Origin of the sequence: Sorangium sp. So ce1504, from assembly GCF_051521635.1 — a bacterium.
GTDB lineage: Bacteria > Myxococcota_A > Polyangia > Polyangiales > Polyangiaceae > Sorangium > Sorangium cellulosum_B.
In genome coordinates this window covers 64,291-80,740 of sequence record NZ_CP150365.1, presented here as the reverse complement: position 1 = coordinate 80,740, position 16,450 = coordinate 64,291, and the positions used below count along the sequence as shown (strand labels likewise).

14 protein-coding genes are annotated in these 16,450 nt (G+C 71.2%); 11 read left to right on the top strand and 3 right to left on the bottom strand.

Features of this window, described 5'->3' with window-relative positions:
- Positions 1-21: 21 nt before the first annotated feature.
- Positions 22-1,347 (bottom strand): hypothetical protein, encoded by a 1,326-nt coding sequence (locus WMF39_RS00315; protein WP_437743567.1) that lies wholly within the window; start codon positions 1,345-1,347, stop codon positions 22-24.
- An 80-nt stretch (positions 1,348-1,427) separates the two neighbouring features.
- Between WMF39_RS00315 and WMF39_RS00310 the strand changes: the two genes are divergently transcribed.
- From WMF39_RS00310 to WMF39_RS00295, 4 genes are all read left to right on the top strand, one after another.
- Positions 1,428-3,125 carry a hypothetical protein gene (locus WMF39_RS00310; protein WP_437743566.1) on the top strand — a complete coding sequence of 566 codons (1,698 nt, stop codon included), beginning with the start codon at positions 1,428-1,430 and terminating at the stop codon, positions 3,123-3,125.
- 180 nt (positions 3,126-3,305) lie between these two features.
- Positions 3,306-4,103: a hypothetical protein gene (locus WMF39_RS00305; RefSeq protein ID WP_437743565.1), complete on the top strand. Its 798-nt coding sequence runs from the start codon at positions 3,306-3,308 to the stop codon at positions 4,101-4,103.
- 44 nt (positions 4,104-4,147) lie between these two features.
- Positions 4,148-5,041 carry a hypothetical protein gene (locus WMF39_RS00300; protein WP_437743564.1) on the top strand — a complete coding sequence of 298 codons (894 nt, stop codon included), beginning with the start codon at positions 4,148-4,150 and terminating at the stop codon, positions 5,039-5,041.
- Positions 5,042-5,179: 138 nt separating this feature from the next.
- On the top strand, positions 5,180-7,126 hold the full coding sequence (locus tag WMF39_RS00295) for a CBS domain-containing protein (RefSeq protein ID WP_437743563.1): 1,947 nt from the start codon (positions 5,180-5,182) through the stop codon (positions 7,124-7,126).
- A 194-nt stretch (positions 7,127-7,320) separates the two neighbouring features.
- Here WMF39_RS00295 and WMF39_RS00290 read toward each other — a convergent pair whose 3' ends face one another.
- Both WMF39_RS00290 and WMF39_RS00285 read right to left on the bottom strand, forming a co-directional pair.
- Positions 7,321-7,527 carry a hypothetical protein gene (locus tag WMF39_RS00290; RefSeq protein WP_012232684.1) on the bottom strand — a complete coding sequence of 69 codons (207 nt, stop codon included), beginning with the start codon at positions 7,525-7,527 and terminating at the stop codon, positions 7,321-7,323.
- On the bottom strand, positions 7,524-7,736 hold the full coding sequence (locus WMF39_RS00285; RefSeq protein ID WP_437743562.1) for a hypothetical protein: 213 nt from the start codon (positions 7,734-7,736) through the stop codon (positions 7,524-7,526). Before WMF39_RS00285 ends, WMF39_RS00290 begins: the two co-directional genes overlap by 4 nt.
- A gap of 259 nt (positions 7,737-7,995) precedes the next feature.
- Between WMF39_RS00285 and fadI the strand changes: the two genes are divergently transcribed.
- The 7 genes from fadI to WMF39_RS00250 all read left to right on the top strand — a co-directional run bounded on the left by fadI (position 7,996) and on the right by WMF39_RS00250 (position 16,356).
- Positions 7,996-9,306, top strand: a complete 1,311-nt coding sequence (fadI, locus tag WMF39_RS00280) for an acetyl-CoA C-acyltransferase FadI (RefSeq protein ID WP_437743561.1) — start codon at positions 7,996-7,998, stop codon at positions 9,304-9,306.
- On the top strand, positions 9,303-11,531 hold the full coding sequence (gene fadJ, locus WMF39_RS00275) for a fatty acid oxidation complex subunit alpha FadJ (protein ID WP_437743560.1): 2,229 nt from the start codon (positions 9,303-9,305) through the stop codon (positions 11,529-11,531). The genes fadI and fadJ overlap by 4 nt, the downstream gene beginning before the upstream one ends.
- 248 nt (positions 11,532-11,779) lie before the next feature.
- Positions 11,780-12,760: an SDR family oxidoreductase gene (locus WMF39_RS00270; RefSeq protein WP_437743559.1), complete on the top strand. Its 981-nt coding sequence runs from the start codon at positions 11,780-11,782 to the stop codon at positions 12,758-12,760.
- A gap of 214 nt (positions 12,761-12,974) precedes the next feature.
- Positions 12,975-13,484, top strand: coding sequence for a GNAT family N-acetyltransferase (locus WMF39_RS00265; protein WP_437743558.1), 510 nt, complete (start codon positions 12,975-12,977; stop codon positions 13,482-13,484).
- A 12-nt stretch (positions 13,485-13,496) separates the two neighbouring features.
- Positions 13,497-14,276: a lysophospholipid acyltransferase family protein gene (locus WMF39_RS00260; protein ID WP_437743557.1), complete on the top strand. Its 780-nt coding sequence runs from the start codon at positions 13,497-13,499 to the stop codon at positions 14,274-14,276.
- Between the two features lie 8 nt (positions 14,277-14,284).
- Positions 14,285-15,253: an agmatinase gene (gene speB, locus WMF39_RS00255; protein WP_437743556.1), complete on the top strand. Its 969-nt coding sequence runs from the start codon at positions 14,285-14,287 to the stop codon at positions 15,251-15,253.
- A 110-nt stretch (positions 15,254-15,363) separates the two neighbouring features.
- Complete coding sequence (locus WMF39_RS00250; protein ID WP_437743555.1) at positions 15,364-16,356, top strand: M14 family metallopeptidase; 993 nt, start codon at positions 15,364-15,366, stop codon at positions 16,354-16,356.
- The last annotated feature ends 94 nt before the right edge of the window (positions 16,357-16,450 follow it).

Sequence of the window (16,450 nt, the reverse complement as noted above, 5' to 3'; positions counted from 1 at the left end):
ACGAGAGCGCTCGAGTTGCCTTCAAATGACGCGGCGGCAGCGCACCATCGCGATCGCGCCGATCGCGAACAATGTGAACCAACCCACATCTTTCCGCGTTCCGCCTCCGCTGGTTGCGCCCACAGCATAACTGCAGGAGCTCGCGCGCCGCTTTCCGTCGATCGGCCGCCCCACCTGTCCGCTGCTGCCGGGCGGCGAGCCGGCAGCAACACCGCCGCCGCTCGATCCGCTCCCCCCGCCGCCGCTCCCCGTCCCCCCGCCTTGCTCCGTCGGCTCGCAGTTGTCGGCGGACTCGCTGAACGCGGCGAGCGCGAGCTTTTCCACGCCGACCTCGTCGACGAGGCCGAAGGGCTGCTCGTCGAGCGGCGCGTCCTGGAAGCTGGCCCAGACCACGCCGGCGACGTCGTCGCGCTCCGAGAGGAGCTCGAACGACGTTGTCAGGTTCGCCGCCTGGAGCTCCTCGCCGGCGAGCGCGCTCGACCACGCCATCCCGGTCACCGCGAAGGGGCTCTCGTCCCCCTCCTCGTCGGCGAGGTCGCGCAGCGCGTCGAGATAATCGTTGAGCGTCACCGGATCGACCTCGGTGCTCTGATGGAAGAACAGCTGTTGACCGAGGCGAGACCACGGCGTCCGTTGGCCGAAGCGCGCCTCGAGATCGTCCCACGCCGGCTGCGCGTAGAGCTCGCGCAGGTAATCGACCCCCGAGAACGGCGCGGCCGCGTCGTCCGAGGCGAGCAGGCCGCCCGTGGTCAGCGACAGCGCGTCGACGTTGAAGAGCGCCTCGTTGCGGATGCGGATCTGGGCGAGGATCTGCGCGAGCACCCGGGGCAGGATGAAGGTGCAGCCGGCGTGCTCCGGGTCGCGCGCGGGGTCGGGGAGCTCGGAGCAGTTCGGCTGACTCCAGATCTCCCACTGGACGACGTCCCCGGCGTACCTCGTCATGAGCGCCTCTGCCGTCTCGGCGAACGCCTCCACGTACGCGTTGTCGCCGTCCCGGTCCGGATCGTCATTCCAGACGTCCTGTCCTTCTCCGATCGTGCGGTGAGAGAGGAGCCCGACCGGCTCGAGGCCCGCGGCGCGCGCCGCGTCGATGATGGCGTCGTACTGCTCGAGCTTGTCGTCGTCCCACGCCTCGGCGTCATCGAGCAGGAACTCGACGCGCACGGCGCCGGCGCCCGCCCGCGCGAGCCGCTTCGCCTGATCGTCGTCGAGGATCACCTCCCCTGCGTCGACGGGCGCCCCTGGATCGATGCCATAGAAACCGCACGGCACGCCTCGGGCACCGAGCGCTGGGGGCGCGACGAGAAGCGCGGAGGAGGCGGCAAGAGCGACAATGACTGCACGCATGTCGCGAGGATAGCTGGGATGAGCGCCTCGACCAAGAAACGACCCCGACATGAACCATCCATGGTAGGGAGAGGCTTCACATGGCTTTCCTGGAACCGGAAGAAGCAGAGCACGGGCAACTCGGGGTCGCCCCTCCGAGCGGCGAGGCCGACGGCGACATGGAAGCGGCGGGCGACGGCGTCGTCGAAGGCGCGCCCCCGGCCAGACGCTTGCGCGACTGGCTGCGAGGCGCGCCGCTCTCCGAGCGCCTGCACCTCGCGTTCGGCCTCGTCTTGCCGGCGTTCCTGCTCGTCGTGAACATGGTGCGCGTGCGCTCGTTCACGATCGACGACGCGTACATCTCGTACCGGTACGCGCGCAACTTCGCCCGGGGCCTCGGGCTCGTCTACAACGCCGGCGAGCGCATCGAGGGGTACACGAACTTCCTCTGGACCGTGCTGCTCGCGGGCGGCATCAAGCTCGGCCTCGACCCCGACGTCGTCGCCAAGGTGCTCGGCGGGCTCGCCGCCTGCGGCTCGCTCGGCGCGCTCTACCTCCTCTCGGCCCGGCTCCGCCCGCACGGCGCGGTCCCTTGCATCGCCACGTGGCTGTTCGCGAGCTCGATCGTGCAGAGCGGATATGCCGTCTTCGGCCTGGAGACGCCGCTGTTCGTCCTGCTCGTCCTCGCGGGCACCGAGATGATGTTCCGCGAGCGCGACCGGGGGACCGGCTTCCCGTATTCGGGCCTCGTCTTCGGGCTCGCTGGCCTGACGCGCCCGGAAGCGCCGTTGTTCATCGGCATACCGATGCTCTTCCTCGGCCTGCGCTTCTTCGGGCGGCAGAACCTCCTCCGCGGCGTCGTCTTCGCCGCGCCCATCGCGTGCCACATGCTCTGGCGGCACAGCTACTACGGCACGTGGCTGCCGAACACGCTGAGCGCCAAGACCGGCAGCCTCGCCGAGCAGCTGGCCGGGGGGCAGCGCTACCTCGCGGAGTACGCGGAGCACACGTGGCCGGCGCTGCTGCTCGGGCTCTTCGGCCTCTGCGTGGCGATCGTCGCGCGCCACCGCGACGCGCTCTGCGTCGCGGCCCTCGCGCTCGCGGTGGGCGGCTACGTGCTCCTCGTGGGCGGGGACTGGATGCCGTACTACCGCTTCATGAGCCCGTTCGAGCCGTTCTGCTTCCTCCTCGCGGGCCTCGGCGCGCGCGCGCTGCTCGAGCCGCTGCTCGCCCAGCTCTCGGCCCGCGCCGCGGACGCGCCCGAGGGCGGGGCGATCGCCCTCGCCGCGGGGGCTGGCGTGCTCGCGCTCGGCTGCCTCGTCGCGCTGGGCGTCTTCCGGGCGCAGCGGATCGAGCGCGCCCAGCACCGGATCCTCGACGACGAGAAGCGGTTCTGGGACAGCGCCGCGGGCGGCGTGGCCAACTGGTTCAAGGAGCACGGCAAGCCCGGCGAGGTCGCCGTGGGCGACATCGGGTACATCGGGTATGTGACCGACTACCCGGTGCTCGATCTCCTCGGCCTCGTCGATCCCGTGATCTCCAAGCTCCCGGGCGGCTACACGCGCAAGACGGGCCCCGGCTACGTGCAGCACGTCTTCGACAAGATGCCGCGCTACTTCGTGTTCGTCGGCGGCGCCGACACGTGCGACAAGCTCCCGTTTCCGGCGCAGGAGAAGCTCCGCAAGGACCGGCGTTTCCGGGGCGTGTACGAGGTGGCCGGGATGGTGCGCCACAGCAAGAACGGCTACTGGTGCGTCTTCGAGCGGCCGGACGACGCCGCTCCGGCCCCCGCGCCCTGAACCTCGCCGCGAAGCGGCGAGGTTCGCCACGATAGCCGCACCTCGCCGCGAAGCGGCGAGGTTCGCCACGACAGCCGCCCCTCGCCGCGAAGCGGGGAGGCTCGCCACGACAGCCGCGCCTCACCGCGGGCGCGCGCGACCCCACCGCAGCTCCGCGAGGTTTGCTAGCATCGCCGCCCCATGCCCTGGCTCTGGTACGTAGGTCCCTTTGCGTTGCTCGTCGTCTGGTTCCTGACCGGCTTGCGCGGTCGGCACGAGGCGCGGCGCGACCGCGAGCTCGCGCGCTGGCGCGCCCTGATGACCCCCGAGGCGGCCCCGGCCCGTCCCGGCGCGAAGCCCGGCGGCCAAAAGGCCGACGCCGGCGGCGACGGCCCTCGTCCGGTGCGCTCGTTGCCGTCCAGCCTCGCGCACACGCTGCAGGAGACGGGCGGCGGCGCGGTCCTCGCCCGCTACGAGCTCGTCCCGAAGCTCGCCTACGTCGCGGTCGTGGGCCCGGACGCGAAGAACGGCAGCGAGTACCAGGTGGTCCTCACAAAGCTGGCCAAGGCCGGGCCCCGGCTCACCGTGTGCCCGCTGCCCATCGTCGATGGCAGGCGTGCCCCCAACACCGGCGTCCAGTTCAAGAAGGACCCGGAGTTCATGGAGCAGTTCCTTGTCGAGGGACCCGAAGCGAAGGCCATCGGCCGGTGGCTCTCGAAGAGCATCCGCGACGCCCTGCTCGACTTCCCCGACGCGTGGCTGTTCGTGCAGGATCGCGCCATGGCGCTCGCCGTGTACGGCCCCGTCGACGCCGACCGCATGGAGGAGCTCGTCATCGCCGCTGACGCGATCTTCGCGGAGCACGGCAACGAAGGCGCTCCCTCCCTGCTGTTCGATGGCAACGTCGACGCTGACGACGACGAGGACGAGGACGAGGACGACGACGAGGAGGAGGACGACGACGAGGAGGCCGCGGGCGCCGAGGGTGCCGTTCGATAACCACGGCCGAGCCGAGCCATGGTAATCCTCGCAGGTGGGCCTGATTGAACGCGAGATCGCTGCTCTCCTCCGCTCTCCTGCTCTCGCTCTGGCTCACGGCACCCCCTGCCGCTCCGGCAGAAAAGAACAGCTGGGCTAAATCCCAGGGATCGCGTGCGGAGCTCGAGCTCGACGTCCTGAGCAAGTCGGCCTCATGGGCCATGGACGATGTCACGTCCGAGGTGAGCACGTTCGGGCTGACCTTCGATCTCCGAGGTCAGCTCGAGTGGTTCGGCCGGCTCCACCTCGACGTGGATCTCCCGCTCGCTTATGGCGACGTCTCCGCCTCGTTCCGGTCCACCCGGCTCGGCGTCGACGAGAGCAGCAGCGCCGGCAGCCTTCTCTTCGGCAACCCCACGGTCGGCGCCCACTATGCGCGCGCCCTCTCGCGCAAGCTCACCGTCGTCGGCGGCGGCGCGCTCTCGATCCCCGTCCTCAGCGCCCCCGACGCCGACGCCCGCGCCACGCTGCAGGCGACCGCCCCCGCGCGCGCGTCCTTCGACCTGCACCGGCTCACCGCCGGGCACCTTCCCCTGAAGGTCCGCGGCGGCGTCGAGGCGGAGCTCGCCGCGCGGCTCGTCTACCGCGCGGACACCGCGGTGATGTTCGCCCTTCCGACCAGCAAGGCCGGCGTCGAGCTCGTGGTCGAGCAGGGCGACGAGCTCGAGCTGCGCGGCCGAGGCCCCTACGGCGGCGGGCTCCGCCTCCAGGCCGCGCTGACGCTCACCCGCGACGACAAGATGCAGCTCGCGATGGAGCCGTTCTTCACCTACACGCTGAAGCAGCCTGGCTACTACGCCCGGGCAGGGCTGCTCGTGGCGCTCGACGCGCCGCTCGGGTTCGGCCTCGCCGAGGACAAGGTCGCCACCCTGCGGCTCGCGGCCGGCCGCAGCTTCTGACCGCGTCGCCCGCCGCCGCGCCGCCCGCGCCGAGCCAGACGCCCGCCGTCCCGCCGGGGGATCTCCCCCCGCGCCCCCTGCCGCTCGCCGTCGTAGGCTTCCCGGGAGCGAGAGCGAGCGAAAGGCGGGGCGATCACCATGGGCGAGCAGCACGTCTCCGAGCAGGCGAGCGAGGAGCAGCACAAGGCGTTCATGCGGGCGCTGCTCGACGACGTGGAGGCGCTCGAGCGCCTCCTCCTGGAGGATCGCATCGAGTCCGGCGTGCGCCGCATCGGCGCCGAGCAGGAGATGTTCCTCGTCGACCGCGCGCTCCGGCCCGCCCCGCTCGCGCTGGAGGTGCTCGAGCGGGCCGCCGACGATCGGCTCACGACCGAGCTCGCTCGCTTCAACCTGGAGGCGAACCTCACCCCGCTCCCGTTCGGCGGCGACTGCCTGCGGCGGCTCGAGGCCGAGCTCTCGGAGGTCATCGGGCGGGCGGCCGAGGCCGCGCGCGCCGTCGGCGCCGACGTCCTGCTCACGGGCATCCTCCCCACCCTGCGCGCCGGCGACCTCCGCCTCGAGAACCTCACGCCGGCGCCTCGCTACCACGAGCTCAACCGCGCGCTCTTGCGGCTGCGCCAGGGCGATTTCCGCGTCTCGATCCACGGGCTCGACGAGCTCGAGATGACCCACGACAACATCCTGCTCGAGTCGTGCAACACGAGCTTCCAGGTCCACCTCCAGGTCGGGGCGCGGGAGTTCGCGTCGCTCTACAACCTCGCCCAGACGGTGACCGCGCCCGTCCTCGCCGCCGCGGTCAACTCGCCGCTGCTCCTCGGGCAGAGGCTCTGGCACGAGACCCGGATCGCCCTCTTCGAGACCTCGGTCGACACCCGCCCGAACACGCTCGAGGGCCGGCAACACAGGCCCCGCGTCCACTTCGGCGACGGCTGGGTGCAGGGCGGCGTGCTCGATCTCTTCCGCGAGGACATCGCGCGGTTCCGCGTGATCATGACCGCCGATACCGGCGAGCCCCCCGCGGCCGTGCTCGCGCGCGGGGAGGTGCCGGACCTCAAGGCCCTGCGGGTCCACAACGGCACCGTCTACCGCTGGAACCGCCCCTGTTACGGCGCCCTGGCCGGGGTCGCGCACCTGCGCATCGAGAGCCGCGCGCTGCCCTCGGGGCCCACGGTCCTCGACGAGGTCGCGAACGCCGCCTTCTTCTTCGGCCTGATGACCGGCCTCGCCGCCGAGCACCCGCGCATCGACCTCGAGATGCCGTTCGAGGACGCCAAGACGAACTTCTTCGCGGCGGCCCGCCACGGCCTCAAGGCGCAGCTGACGTGGCTCGGCGGCCGGAGCCTCCCTGCCCCGGAGCTCATCCTCTCGCACCTCCTCCCCGCCGCCCGGGCGGGCCTCTCGGCCGCCGGCATCGACGCCGCCGACGTCGACCGGTACCTCGGCGTCGTCGAGGAGCGGGTCCGCCGCGGCCAGACGGGCGCGCAGTGGGCGCTCGGCTCGCTCGCGGCCATGGCCGGGCGGGGCACCCCGGAGCGGCGGAACCGCGCCCTCTGCGCCGCGATGCTCGCCCACCAGCAGGAGGAGGCCCGGGGCGGGGGGGCCGGGCGCCCGGTGCACGCGTGGGAGCCCGCCGCGCTCGAGGACGACCTGGACCTCGTGCGCGACAGCTACCGGACCGTCGGCCAGTTCATGTCGACCGATCTGTTCACGGTGCGGCCCACCGACATCGTCGACTTCGCCGCGAGCGTCATGGACTGGCGGCACGTGCGCCACGTCCCGGTCGAGGACGAGCAGGGCCGGCTCGTCGGCGTCGTCTCCCACCGCGCGCTGCTCCGGCTCGTCGCCCGCGGCGCCGCGGCGGCGCCGAGCGGATCCGCGCAGCCCACGGTGGCGTCCATCATGCGGCCCGACCCCGTGACCGTCGCGCCGGACACGCCGACGCTGGAGGCGATGCGGATCATGCGCGAGCAGCGCGTCGGCTGCCTGCCCGTCGTCGCGGGCGAACGGCTCGTGGGCATCGTGACCGAGCGCGATCTCCTCGACGTCTCGGCGGCGCTGCTCGAGGCCTTCCTGCGCGAGGCGTGAGCAGGCGCGGCTGCCGGTGACGCGCGAGCCGGAGCGACAGAGAGAGAATGAACCGCAAAGACGCAAAGGCGCAAAGGCGCAAGAAGTAGCGAGAAAAAATTCTTCTCGATCTCCTTTTGCGTCTTTGCGTCTTTGCGCCTTTGCGTTTTTATTCTTCTAGAAACCCTGCGAGGAGCAGCGCTCCCGCGCGGAGCTCACAGATCGCTGATCTCGACGCACGTCATCGCGTCGCCCTTGGCCTGGCAGTCGAACACGGTGCCGTACGCGTTGAAGAAGCCCTGCTTCGTGCGCGTGACGTGGTACCGCGTCCCGTCGATCTGCCGGATGCTCGTGTAGCTCCCCTGACAGCCGATCGCGCCGAAGCTCGCGAGCAAGAGCCCGAAAATCAAAGAACGCTTCATTCGGCCGCCTCCGTCGTTACCTCGACCTCGGTGCACTCCGCCTTGCCCGGCGCGTCAGGGCACATCCACATCGCAGGCTGGTTGTTCTTGTGACCAGCCACATACACATAACCCGGCGCCGCCGGCGCCGAGTCGCTTGCAAACGTCGCACACCCCGCGAGCGCCGGAGCGCCGCAGAGCAACGCACTGCATAGAATGAATTTCCGCATGGCCACCCACGCTATCGGCAAGCTCAACCGTGGGCCAAATTAGCGCCCAGGCTGTCCCAACCGTTCTTCCTCCCACGTCGCTTTCTCGTGGAGCGCCTCGCCGCCTGCGACGCCCTCGCCGCCCAAGGTTGACACGCCGCGTTAGCGCACCTAAGGGAATTACCCCAACCGGTGTGCGCTGGCACGCCGGGATCCGGGGGGCTGCGCGGGGCGCGCGGGGCGGGCTCGCGATGGGCTCTCCGGCAGCAGAGGAGTCGACATGGCTTCAGGCAAGAATGGGAAGGGCGGCAAGGACCGGGTGGCGGTCGTTGCCGGGCTGCGCACGCCGTTCACCAAGGCGGGGACGGCGCTCAAAGCGCTGCGCACCGTCGATCTCGCGGCCACGGTGGTCAAGGAGCTCCTCCAGAGGAGCGAGGTGACCCCGCGCGACGTCACGCTGGTCGTCTACGGGCAGGTGGTGCCGACGCTCGACTGGCTCAACATCGCGCGCGAGGTCGTGCTGCGCACCGGCCTGCCCAAGGACACCGACGCCTACAGCGTCTCGCGCGCGTGTGCCACGTCGCTCCAGGCCATGACGAGCGCCGCCGAGGCGATGCTCGCCGGCCAGCACCACGTCGCCCTCGTCGGCGGCGCCGACAGCATGAGCGACGTGCCGCTCGGCGTCTCCCGGAAGCTGGCCTCCGCGCTGACCGACTTCCAGAAGGCCAGGACGCTCGGCGCCCGACTGGAGATCCTCTCCCGCCTCTCGCTGAAGGACCTCGTGCCCCCGATCCCGGGCTTCTCGCGCGAGCCGACCACGGGCGAGCAGATGGGCGAGGCCGCCGAGAAGATGGCGAAGCAGAACGGCATCTCGCGCGCCGAGCAGGACGCGATCGCCCACCGCTCGCACACGAACGCCGCGCGCGCCTGGCGTGACGGCACCTACGCCGCCGAGGTCATGCACGTGATCCCCCCGCCTTACGACAAGCCGGTCGAGCGCGACAACGTGGTCCGGGACGACTCGACCCTCGACGCCTACGCGAAGCTGTCGCCGGCCTTCGATCGGCGGCACGGCACGATCACCGCGGGCAACGCGTCGCCGCTCACCGACGGGGCGAGCGCCCTGCTCCTGATGCGCGAGGGCAAGGCCAAGGCGCTCGGCTACCAGCCGCTCGGGTACGTCAAGTCGTGGTCCTACGCGGCGGTCGACCCTGGCTGGCAGCTCCTGATGGCCCCGGTGCTCGCCGTGCCGCGGGCGCTCGAGCGCGCCGGCCTCTCGCTCGCCGACATGGACCTCGTCGACATGCATGAGGCCTTCGCCGCCCAGGTCGCGTCCAACCTGAAGGCGCTCGCGTCGCCGTCGTTCGCCGCGGAGAAGCTCGGCCGGTCCGCCCCCGTCGGCGAGATCGATCCGGAGAAGCTCAACGTCAACGGCGGCTCGATCGCGCTCGGGCACCCCTTCGCGGCCACGGGAGGGCGCATGGTCCTCTCCACGCTCCGCGAGCTCAAGAAGCGCGGCGGGCATCACGCGCTCCTCACCGTCTGCGCGGCGGGCGGCCTCGGCGCTGCCGTTGTCCTGGAGGCCGCATGACGACGACATCCGCCGCCGCCACGCCGGCCCCCGCGGCCGCGAGCCCGCTCTCCCTCGAGGTGCGCCCCGACGGCGTGGCCGTCGTCACCTACGATGTCCCGGGCGAGGCGGTCAACACGCTGAAGCCCACGTTCACCGGCGATCTCGAGCGGATCGCGGGCCAGATCGCGAGCAACCCGCTCATCAAGGCGGCGATCCTCGTGTCCGGCAAGGCCGACACCTGGATCGCGGGCGCCGACATCGAGATGCTGAAGGGCGTCGCCACGGCGGCCCAGGCCGAGGCGATGTGCCGTGCCGGTCACGAGGCGATCCTGCGGATCGTGCGCTCGCCGAAGCCGATCGTCGCCGCGGTCCACGGCGCCGCGCTCGGCGGCGGCTTCGAGGTGGCGCTCGCCTGCCACGCCCGGGTGCTGAGCGACGACCGGAAGACGGTGCTCGGCTTGCCCGAGGTGCAGCTCGGCCTGCTCCCCGGGATCAACGGGCTCCAGCGGCTCGCGGAGCGCGCCGGCCTGAAGGCGGCGCTCGACCACGGCCTCACCGGCAAGAACATGCGCCCCTCGAAGGCGCGGCAGCTCGGCGTCGCCGACGACGTCGTCCCCGCGGCCATCCTGAGGGAGACGGCCGCGGCGCTCGCGCTCAAGCTCGCGCGTGTCGAAGCCGGCCCGCCGTTCCGGCCCAAGCGGGCGAGCGCGCCGAAGCTCGACTCCGCCGCGCTCACCCGCGCGGCCCTGGAGCGGAACCCGATCGGCCGTGCCCTGCTCTTCCAGCAGGCAGCGCGGCAGACGCGCAAGAAGACCGGCGGGCACTACCCGGCGCCCGAGCGGATCATCGACGTGCTGAGGACCTATGCAGAGAAGGGCTTCGAGGCGTCGAAGGAGGTCGAGGCGCGCGCGTTCGGCGAGCTCGTCGCGTCGAGCACGGCGCACCGGCTGATGGAGCTCTTCTTCGCGACGAACGCGATGAAGAAGGACACCGGCGTGGACGACCCCGCCGTGCAGCCGAGGAAGGTCGAGAAGATCGCGATGATCGGCGCCGGCCTGATGGGGGCCGGCATCGCCTATGTCAGCCTGAACGCCGGCATCTCCGTGCGGCTCCGGGATCGCGACGACGCGTCGATCGGCCGCGGGCTCAAGTACGTGGCCGACATCCTCGGCGAGCGGGTGAAGAAGAAGCAGCTCACGCCCCTCGAGCGAGACGAGAAGCTCGCGCTGCTCACCGCGACGACGGACAGCTCGGGCCTCCGGAGCGCCGATCTCGTGATCGAGGCGGTGTTCGAGGATCTGGCGGTGAAGCACGCGGTCCTGCGGGACGTCGAGCAGCACGGCAAAAGCGGGGTGATCTTCGCGTCGAACACGTCGTCGATCCCGATCTCGCGGATCGCGGCCGCGTCGAAGCGGCCGGAGAACGTGGTCGGGATGCACTACTTCAGCCCGGTGCACAAGATGCCGTTGCTCGAGGTCATCCGGACCGAGGCGACGTCGCCCGAGGTGGTCGCGACGGCGGTGGCGGTCGGTAAGCGCCAGGGCAAGACGGTCATCGTCGTGAACGATGGGGTCGGCTTCTACACGAGCCGGATCCTCGGGCCGTACATGAACGAGGCGAGCTGGCTGCTCGCCGAGGGGGTCGCGATCGAGCAGGTCGACGCGGCGCTCGTCGCGTGGGGCTGGCCGGTCGGCCCGCTCGCGCTGCTCGACGAGGTGGGCATCGACGTGGCGGCGCACGTCGGCCCGATCATGCTCGAGGCGTTCGGCGACCGCCTCGCGCCGCCTCCCACGATGGCCAGGCTGGTCTCCGACGACCGGAGGGGCCGCAAGAACGAGCGCGGGATGTACCTGTACGGCGCGGCGGCGAAGAAGAAGGGCAAGGGCAAGCACGCCGACGAGAGCGTCTATGGCGTGCTCGGGCTGCCGGTGCCGAGGGCGAAGGACAGCCCGCCGGTGCCGGTCGAGGAGATCCAGCTGCGCTGCTCGCTCCAGCTCGTGAACGAGGCGCTGCACTGCCTCGGCGAGGGGATCCTCCGGAGCCCGCGCGACGGCGACATCGGCGCGATCTTCGGCCTGGGTTTCCCGCCGTTCCGCGGCGGGCCGTTCCGCTACGTCGACAGCCTGGGCGCCGCGGAGGTGCTCCGCCGCATCGAGATCTACGAGCGCCGCTTCGGCAAGCGCTGGACGCCCGCCCCGGCGCTCGTCGAGGCGGCGAGGACCGGGAAGCCCTTCTACGGCTGAAGAGAGAGAAGAAAAAAACGCAAAGTCGCAAAGACGCAACGGCGCAAGGGAGAGAGAAAGATTTGTTTCTTCTTCTCCTTGCGTCTTCGCGCCTTTGCGACTTTGCGTTTAAAATTCTTCATCCATCCACCACGCTCGCCGTTTCAATCGAGCTCCGCGGCCACATCCGACCCGGCCCCCGGGGCCCTGATGGCCCGCGCCTTGCTCTCCTCTCCGCGAGGGAAAGACCGCGCGGGAGGGGGCCAGTCATGCGGAAGTGCATTCGCGATGCGGTGGTCGTTATCACCGGGGCATCTTCGGGCATTGGCAGGGCGGCGGCGCTCGCGTTCGCGAGGCGCGGCGCGCGGGTCGTCATCGCCGCTCGGGACGAGGCGGCCCTCGAGGAGGTCGCCGCCGAGTGCGCCAGCGTCGGCGCGTCGGCGCTCGCCGTCACGACGGACGTGAGGGACGAGCACGCCGTCCGAGCGCTCGCCCGCGCCGCCGTCGAGGTGTTCGGCAGGATCGACGTCTGGGTGAACAACGCCGCCGTGTTCCTCTACGCGCGCGCGGACGAGGCGCCCTACGAGGCCTACCGCCAGGTCATCGAGACGAACCTGCTCGGCTATGTGCACGGGGCGCGGGCGGTGCTGCCCTGTTTCCGCGCGCAGGGCGCCGGGGTGCTCATCAACAACGTCTCCGTTCTTGGCAAGTTCGGCGCGCCGACCATGAGCGCCTACGTGATCTCCAAGTTCGGGGTCCTCGGCCTCACGTCCTGCTTGAGACAGGAGCTCTCCAGCACGCCGGACATCCATGTTTGCAATCTCCTGCCCGCGACGATCGACACCCCGATCTACCAGCACGCCGGCAATTTCACCGGCCACGCCGTCCAGCCGATCCGGCCGATCGTCGACCCCGAGCGGGTCGCAGCGGCGATGGTCTCCCTCGCCGAGCGGCCGCGGCGCGATGTCTACGTCGGCGCCGCCGGCCGCATCACCGCCGCGGCGTTCGTCGCCTTCCCGGGCCTCATGGAGCGGCTGCTCGCGGCGTACACGCTCCGCGCGACCTTCCTGGATCGCGCGGCGCCGCACACCGACGGCAACATCTTCGTGCCCATGAAGCACTGGACCGGCGTGACCGGCGGATGGCGCGCGTCCTCGGGCGTCGCCGCGCTCCTCGACACCGCCCGGGCCTTCGCCGGCCTCGCGCTCGCACTCCCGTCCACGGCGGCAGAGCGCCTCAGGCCACGATGACATTGCCGCCCTGGCACCTTCCGTACGCGATTCCCCAGCCATCTTGACGCGCCATCGCCCCCGACGTGTCTCTCAACCTCGGGGGTCCTGTGACGTGTTCTCCACGGAGTCCCGGCATGCTGCGCCCACAGCAACGATTCAATTGAAATAAGGAGGCGCAACAATGAGCCGTTATGTGGCGCGCACGCTCCGAGGCGATGACTTTTCGACTCTGATGGAACTGGAGACGGCCCTCTTCGGCGGCGCGGGCGAAGGGGAGCTCGGGCGGTATTACATCCGTCTTTGCTGCGACTTCTTCAAGGACTCTTGTTTCATGGTCGAGGCCGCGGGGAGGCCCGCGGGCTACCTGCTCTCCTTCACGCGCGGCAAGGAGGTCTACTGCACGACCCTCGCCGTCCTGCCCGAGTATCAGGGCTCCCGCGCGACGCACACGCTGCTCCGCGCGTTCGTCGGGTCGATCCTCGGATGGGCGGAGTCGTGCTGGTTCACCGTCGAGGAGGACAACCACGCCGCGCGGGCGCTCCACGCCATGCTCGGCGCCAAGGAGATCGAGGTGCGCCCCGATTTCTATGGCACCGGACACCCGCGCATCATCTCGCGCATCGATCGCGACGCGTTCATGGCGCTCCGGGCCCGCTTCGAGAAGGTGGGGCTCGTCGATCGCCAGGCCGAGGCGAAGGAGCCGCGCGCGGCGGAGAGCGGCGGCATCGCCGCGGTGGCCTGAGGCCGACGGACCATGACGACCACCGCTCCGCTCGACCGCGGCCGCCGCGCGCCGACGGCGGACGACCGGCCCTGGACCGAGGCGCTCTCCATCGCCAGCCGGGTCTCCGGCGTGATGAGGCTCGCGCTCGACGCCGTGTTCCGGACCAGCCTGCTCCCCACGCTGCCCGCCTCGCGCCACCGCGAAAGGGCGCGCCTCCTCCACGGGATCGCCCGGGACCTGTGCGCGCTGCACTGCCTGCGCGTCCGCGTGACCGGCGCGCTCCCTGCGTCGCCGTTCGTGGTCGTGGCCAACCACGTCAGCTACCTCGATCCGATCCTCCTCGCGTCGCTCACCCCCTGCACCGCCATCGCGAAGCAGGAGATCGGCAGCTGGCCGATCATCGGCGATCGCGCGCGCGATCTCGGCGTGTTGCTCGTCGATCGGCAGCGCCCGGCGAGCGGGGCGCGCGTGCTCCGGAGCGCGCTCCGGGCCCTGCGCCATGGCGTCCCGGTGCTGAATTTCCCGGAGGGCTCGACCACCCGCGGAGAGAAGGTCCTCCCGTTCCGGAAAGGCATCTTCGGCGTCGCCCAGCTCGCGGGCGTCCCCATCGTGCCCGCGGCCATCACCTACGATGATCCGGAGCTCTGCTGGGCGGGCGACGACACCTTCCTCCCCCATTTCCTCCGCTTCTCCAGCCGCCGAGAGGCGAGCGCCCGCGTCGCCTTTGGCCCGCCGCTCGGCGATCACGGCGGCGCGGCGGATCTCGCGGACCGCGCCCGCGCCGTGATCCTGGACCTCTTGAGCCTGTAGGAGATCTCATGTCTCAACAACGAGCAGCCGCGTACCTGCGGCACGGGCAGACGCCGTTCTTTCGCCTCCCGACGGCGGGATTCCACGAGGCCGGCGCGTCCGCCTATTCCGGCGCCGATGCCGTGCTCCTCGGCGTCCCGTGGGACGGGAGCGTCACGTACCGCCCGGGCGCACGGTTCGCCCCCTACGAGCTGCGCCGCGTGAGCGCGCTCGTGCAGTCGTATCACCCCGGCCACGGCATCGACGTGTTCCGCGCGATCAACGTGCTCGACGGGGGCAATGTGCCCTTTCCCCCGTTTCACGCAGACTCCGTTCGCGAGCTGATCCAGGCCTCGGTCGACGAGGTGCTCGCGGCCGGCGCGGCCCCGTTCGTCGTCGGCGGCGACCACTCGATCGCGCTCCCGGTGCTCCGCGCGCTGTCGCGGCGCCACGGCCCCGTCACGGTCGTTCACGTCGACGCGCACCTCGACACGAGCACCTCGGAGGTGTGGGGCGAGCCGTTCCACCACGGCACGCCGTTCCGCAACGCGATCGAAGAGGGGCTGATCGGGCGGAGCGCGCTCCACCAGATCGGCATCCGCGCCACGTGGGGCCACCCGGAGGAAGGCGCCTTCGCGGCGCACGCCGGGGCGACCCTGTACGGCATGGATCGGATCGACCGCGACGGCGCTTCTGCGATCGCCGCCGCCATCAGGGCAGCCGCGGGCGAGTCGCCCGTCTACATCTCCTTCGATATCGACGGCGTCGACCCGGCCTATGCCCCGGGCACCGGCACGCCCGTGCCCGGCGGGCTCACCTCACGCGAGGCGATGCAGCTGCTCCGCGGCCTCGCGGGGATCAACCTGGTGGGCATGGATCTCGTCGAGGTATGCCCCGCGCTGGATCACGCCGACATCACCCTCCACCTCGGCGCGCACCTCCTGTTCGAGGGCCTGGCTCTCCTCGCGACGCGAAAGGGCGACCCGCCGCGCGGATGACGCGAATCGACGCGAATCGAGGAATCGCGGAACCGCGGAATCGCGACACATGAATCCGCTCAATCCGCTGGCGCCCGCCGCCATTCCGGTGTCACATAAGAGACACTGGGATGACACGCTCGCCCGATCTATGCGGCCGCTACGCCGAGCTCCCGCAGCTCGATGATGCCTGGGCGCGCCTGGCGCGCACCTACGGCGGACGGGAAATAGCGATCGGGACGTCCGCAAACGGAAGACCCTTGCGGCGCTACGACTTCGGCAATCCGCTGGGTCCGACGTTCCTGCTGACGTCGCTCATGCACGGGGTCGAGGTGATCGGCGGGCTCGCGCTGCTCGATGCGGTCCGGTCGATCCTGGTGAGCGGACGAGCGGGCGCGGCGGCGCGGGCGCGGCTCATCGTGGTGCCGGTCGTCAACCCCGACGCGTTCGCCGACAACCTGGAGCGCCTCCGCGGCGAGCGGCGAGCGGCGCAGCGCTGCAACGCCCGCGGCGTGGATCTGAACCGGAATTTCGCGCCGCTGTCCTCGTCGCGGCCGCTGCACCCGTTCGCGGGCTCGCGCCTCCGGTGGTCGCCGCACTACACGGGGCCTCACGCGTTCTCGGAGCCCGAGTCGCGCGCCCTGCGCGACGTCGCGCTGGAGACGCGGCCTGCGCTCGCGATCGGCTTTCACAGCTGCGGCAACTTCCTGCTCTACCCGTGGGCGCACACCGACGTGCCCAACCCGCGCGAGCCGCTGTACCGGGCGCTCGGCGACGCCTTCTGCCGGGCTCTGCCGCGCGAGCGGTACGAGATCCGCCAGGCGGCGCACTGGTACCCCACGGTCGGCGACATGGACGACTGGCTCGACGCCAACCTCGGAACGCTCGCCTTCACGGTGGAGGTCAGCCGTCCTGCACGCTCCTTCCGCGACATCCGCCGGCTGCTGAACCCGTTCTGGTGGCTGAACCCGCGCGAGGCCGACGAGGCGATCGCCAACGTCGTCCCCGGCGTCGGCGCGCTCCTCTGCGACGCCCTCGACCGCGGCGTGGGCGGCGCGGCCTCGCGGGCGGCCCCGCCGCTCGACGCGCCGCCTGCGGAGCTCTTCGCCGACGCCGCCGAGTGAAACGGCCGCGCGCTCTTCGTGTACTCGCCGGGCGCGCGGCTGCCTCTGGCCGCCATCCCGCGCTGGCCAGAGGGCGACGGCGGCGAGGACTGTC

Coding starts and splice junctions, on each gene's coding strand:
- speB (WP_437743556.1), top strand. CDS start 14,285: ATGTCTCAACAACGAGCAGCCGCGTACCTGCGGCACGGGCAGACGCCG.
- WMF39_RS00315 (WP_437743567.1), bottom strand. CDS start 1,347: ATGCGTGCAGTCATTGTCGCTCTTGCCGCCTCCTCCGCGCTTCTCGTC.
- WMF39_RS00265 (WP_437743558.1), top strand. CDS start 12,975: ATGGAACTGGAGACGGCCCTCTTCGGCGGCGCGGGCGAAGGGGAGCTC.
- WMF39_RS00310 (WP_437743566.1), top strand. CDS start 1,428: ATGGCTTTCCTGGAACCGGAAGAAGCAGAGCACGGGCAACTCGGGGTC.
- WMF39_RS00290 (WP_012232684.1), bottom strand. CDS start 7,527: ATGAAGCGTTCTTTGATTTTCGGGCTCTTGCTCGCGAGCTTCGGCGCG.
- fadI (WP_437743561.1), top strand. CDS start 7,996: ATGGCTTCAGGCAAGAATGGGAAGGGCGGCAAGGACCGGGTGGCGGTC.
- WMF39_RS00305 (WP_437743565.1), top strand. CDS start 3,306: ATGCCCTGGCTCTGGTACGTAGGTCCCTTTGCGTTGCTCGTCGTCTGG.
- WMF39_RS00285 (WP_437743562.1), bottom strand. CDS start 7,736: ATGCGGAAATTCATTCTATGCAGTGCGTTGCTCTGCGGCGCTCCGGCG.
- fadJ (WP_437743560.1), top strand. CDS start 9,303: ATGACGACGACATCCGCCGCCGCCACGCCGGCCCCCGCGGCCGCGAGC.
- WMF39_RS00250 (WP_437743555.1), top strand. CDS start 15,364: ATGACACGCTCGCCCGATCTATGCGGCCGCTACGCCGAGCTCCCGCAG.
- WMF39_RS00295 (WP_437743563.1), top strand. CDS start 5,180: ATGGGCGAGCAGCACGTCTCCGAGCAGGCGAGCGAGGAGCAGCACAAG.
- WMF39_RS00260 (WP_437743557.1), top strand. CDS start 13,497: ATGACGACCACCGCTCCGCTCGACCGCGGCCGCCGCGCGCCGACGGCG.
- WMF39_RS00270 (WP_437743559.1), top strand. CDS start 11,780: ATGCGGAAGTGCATTCGCGATGCGGTGGTCGTTATCACCGGGGCATCT.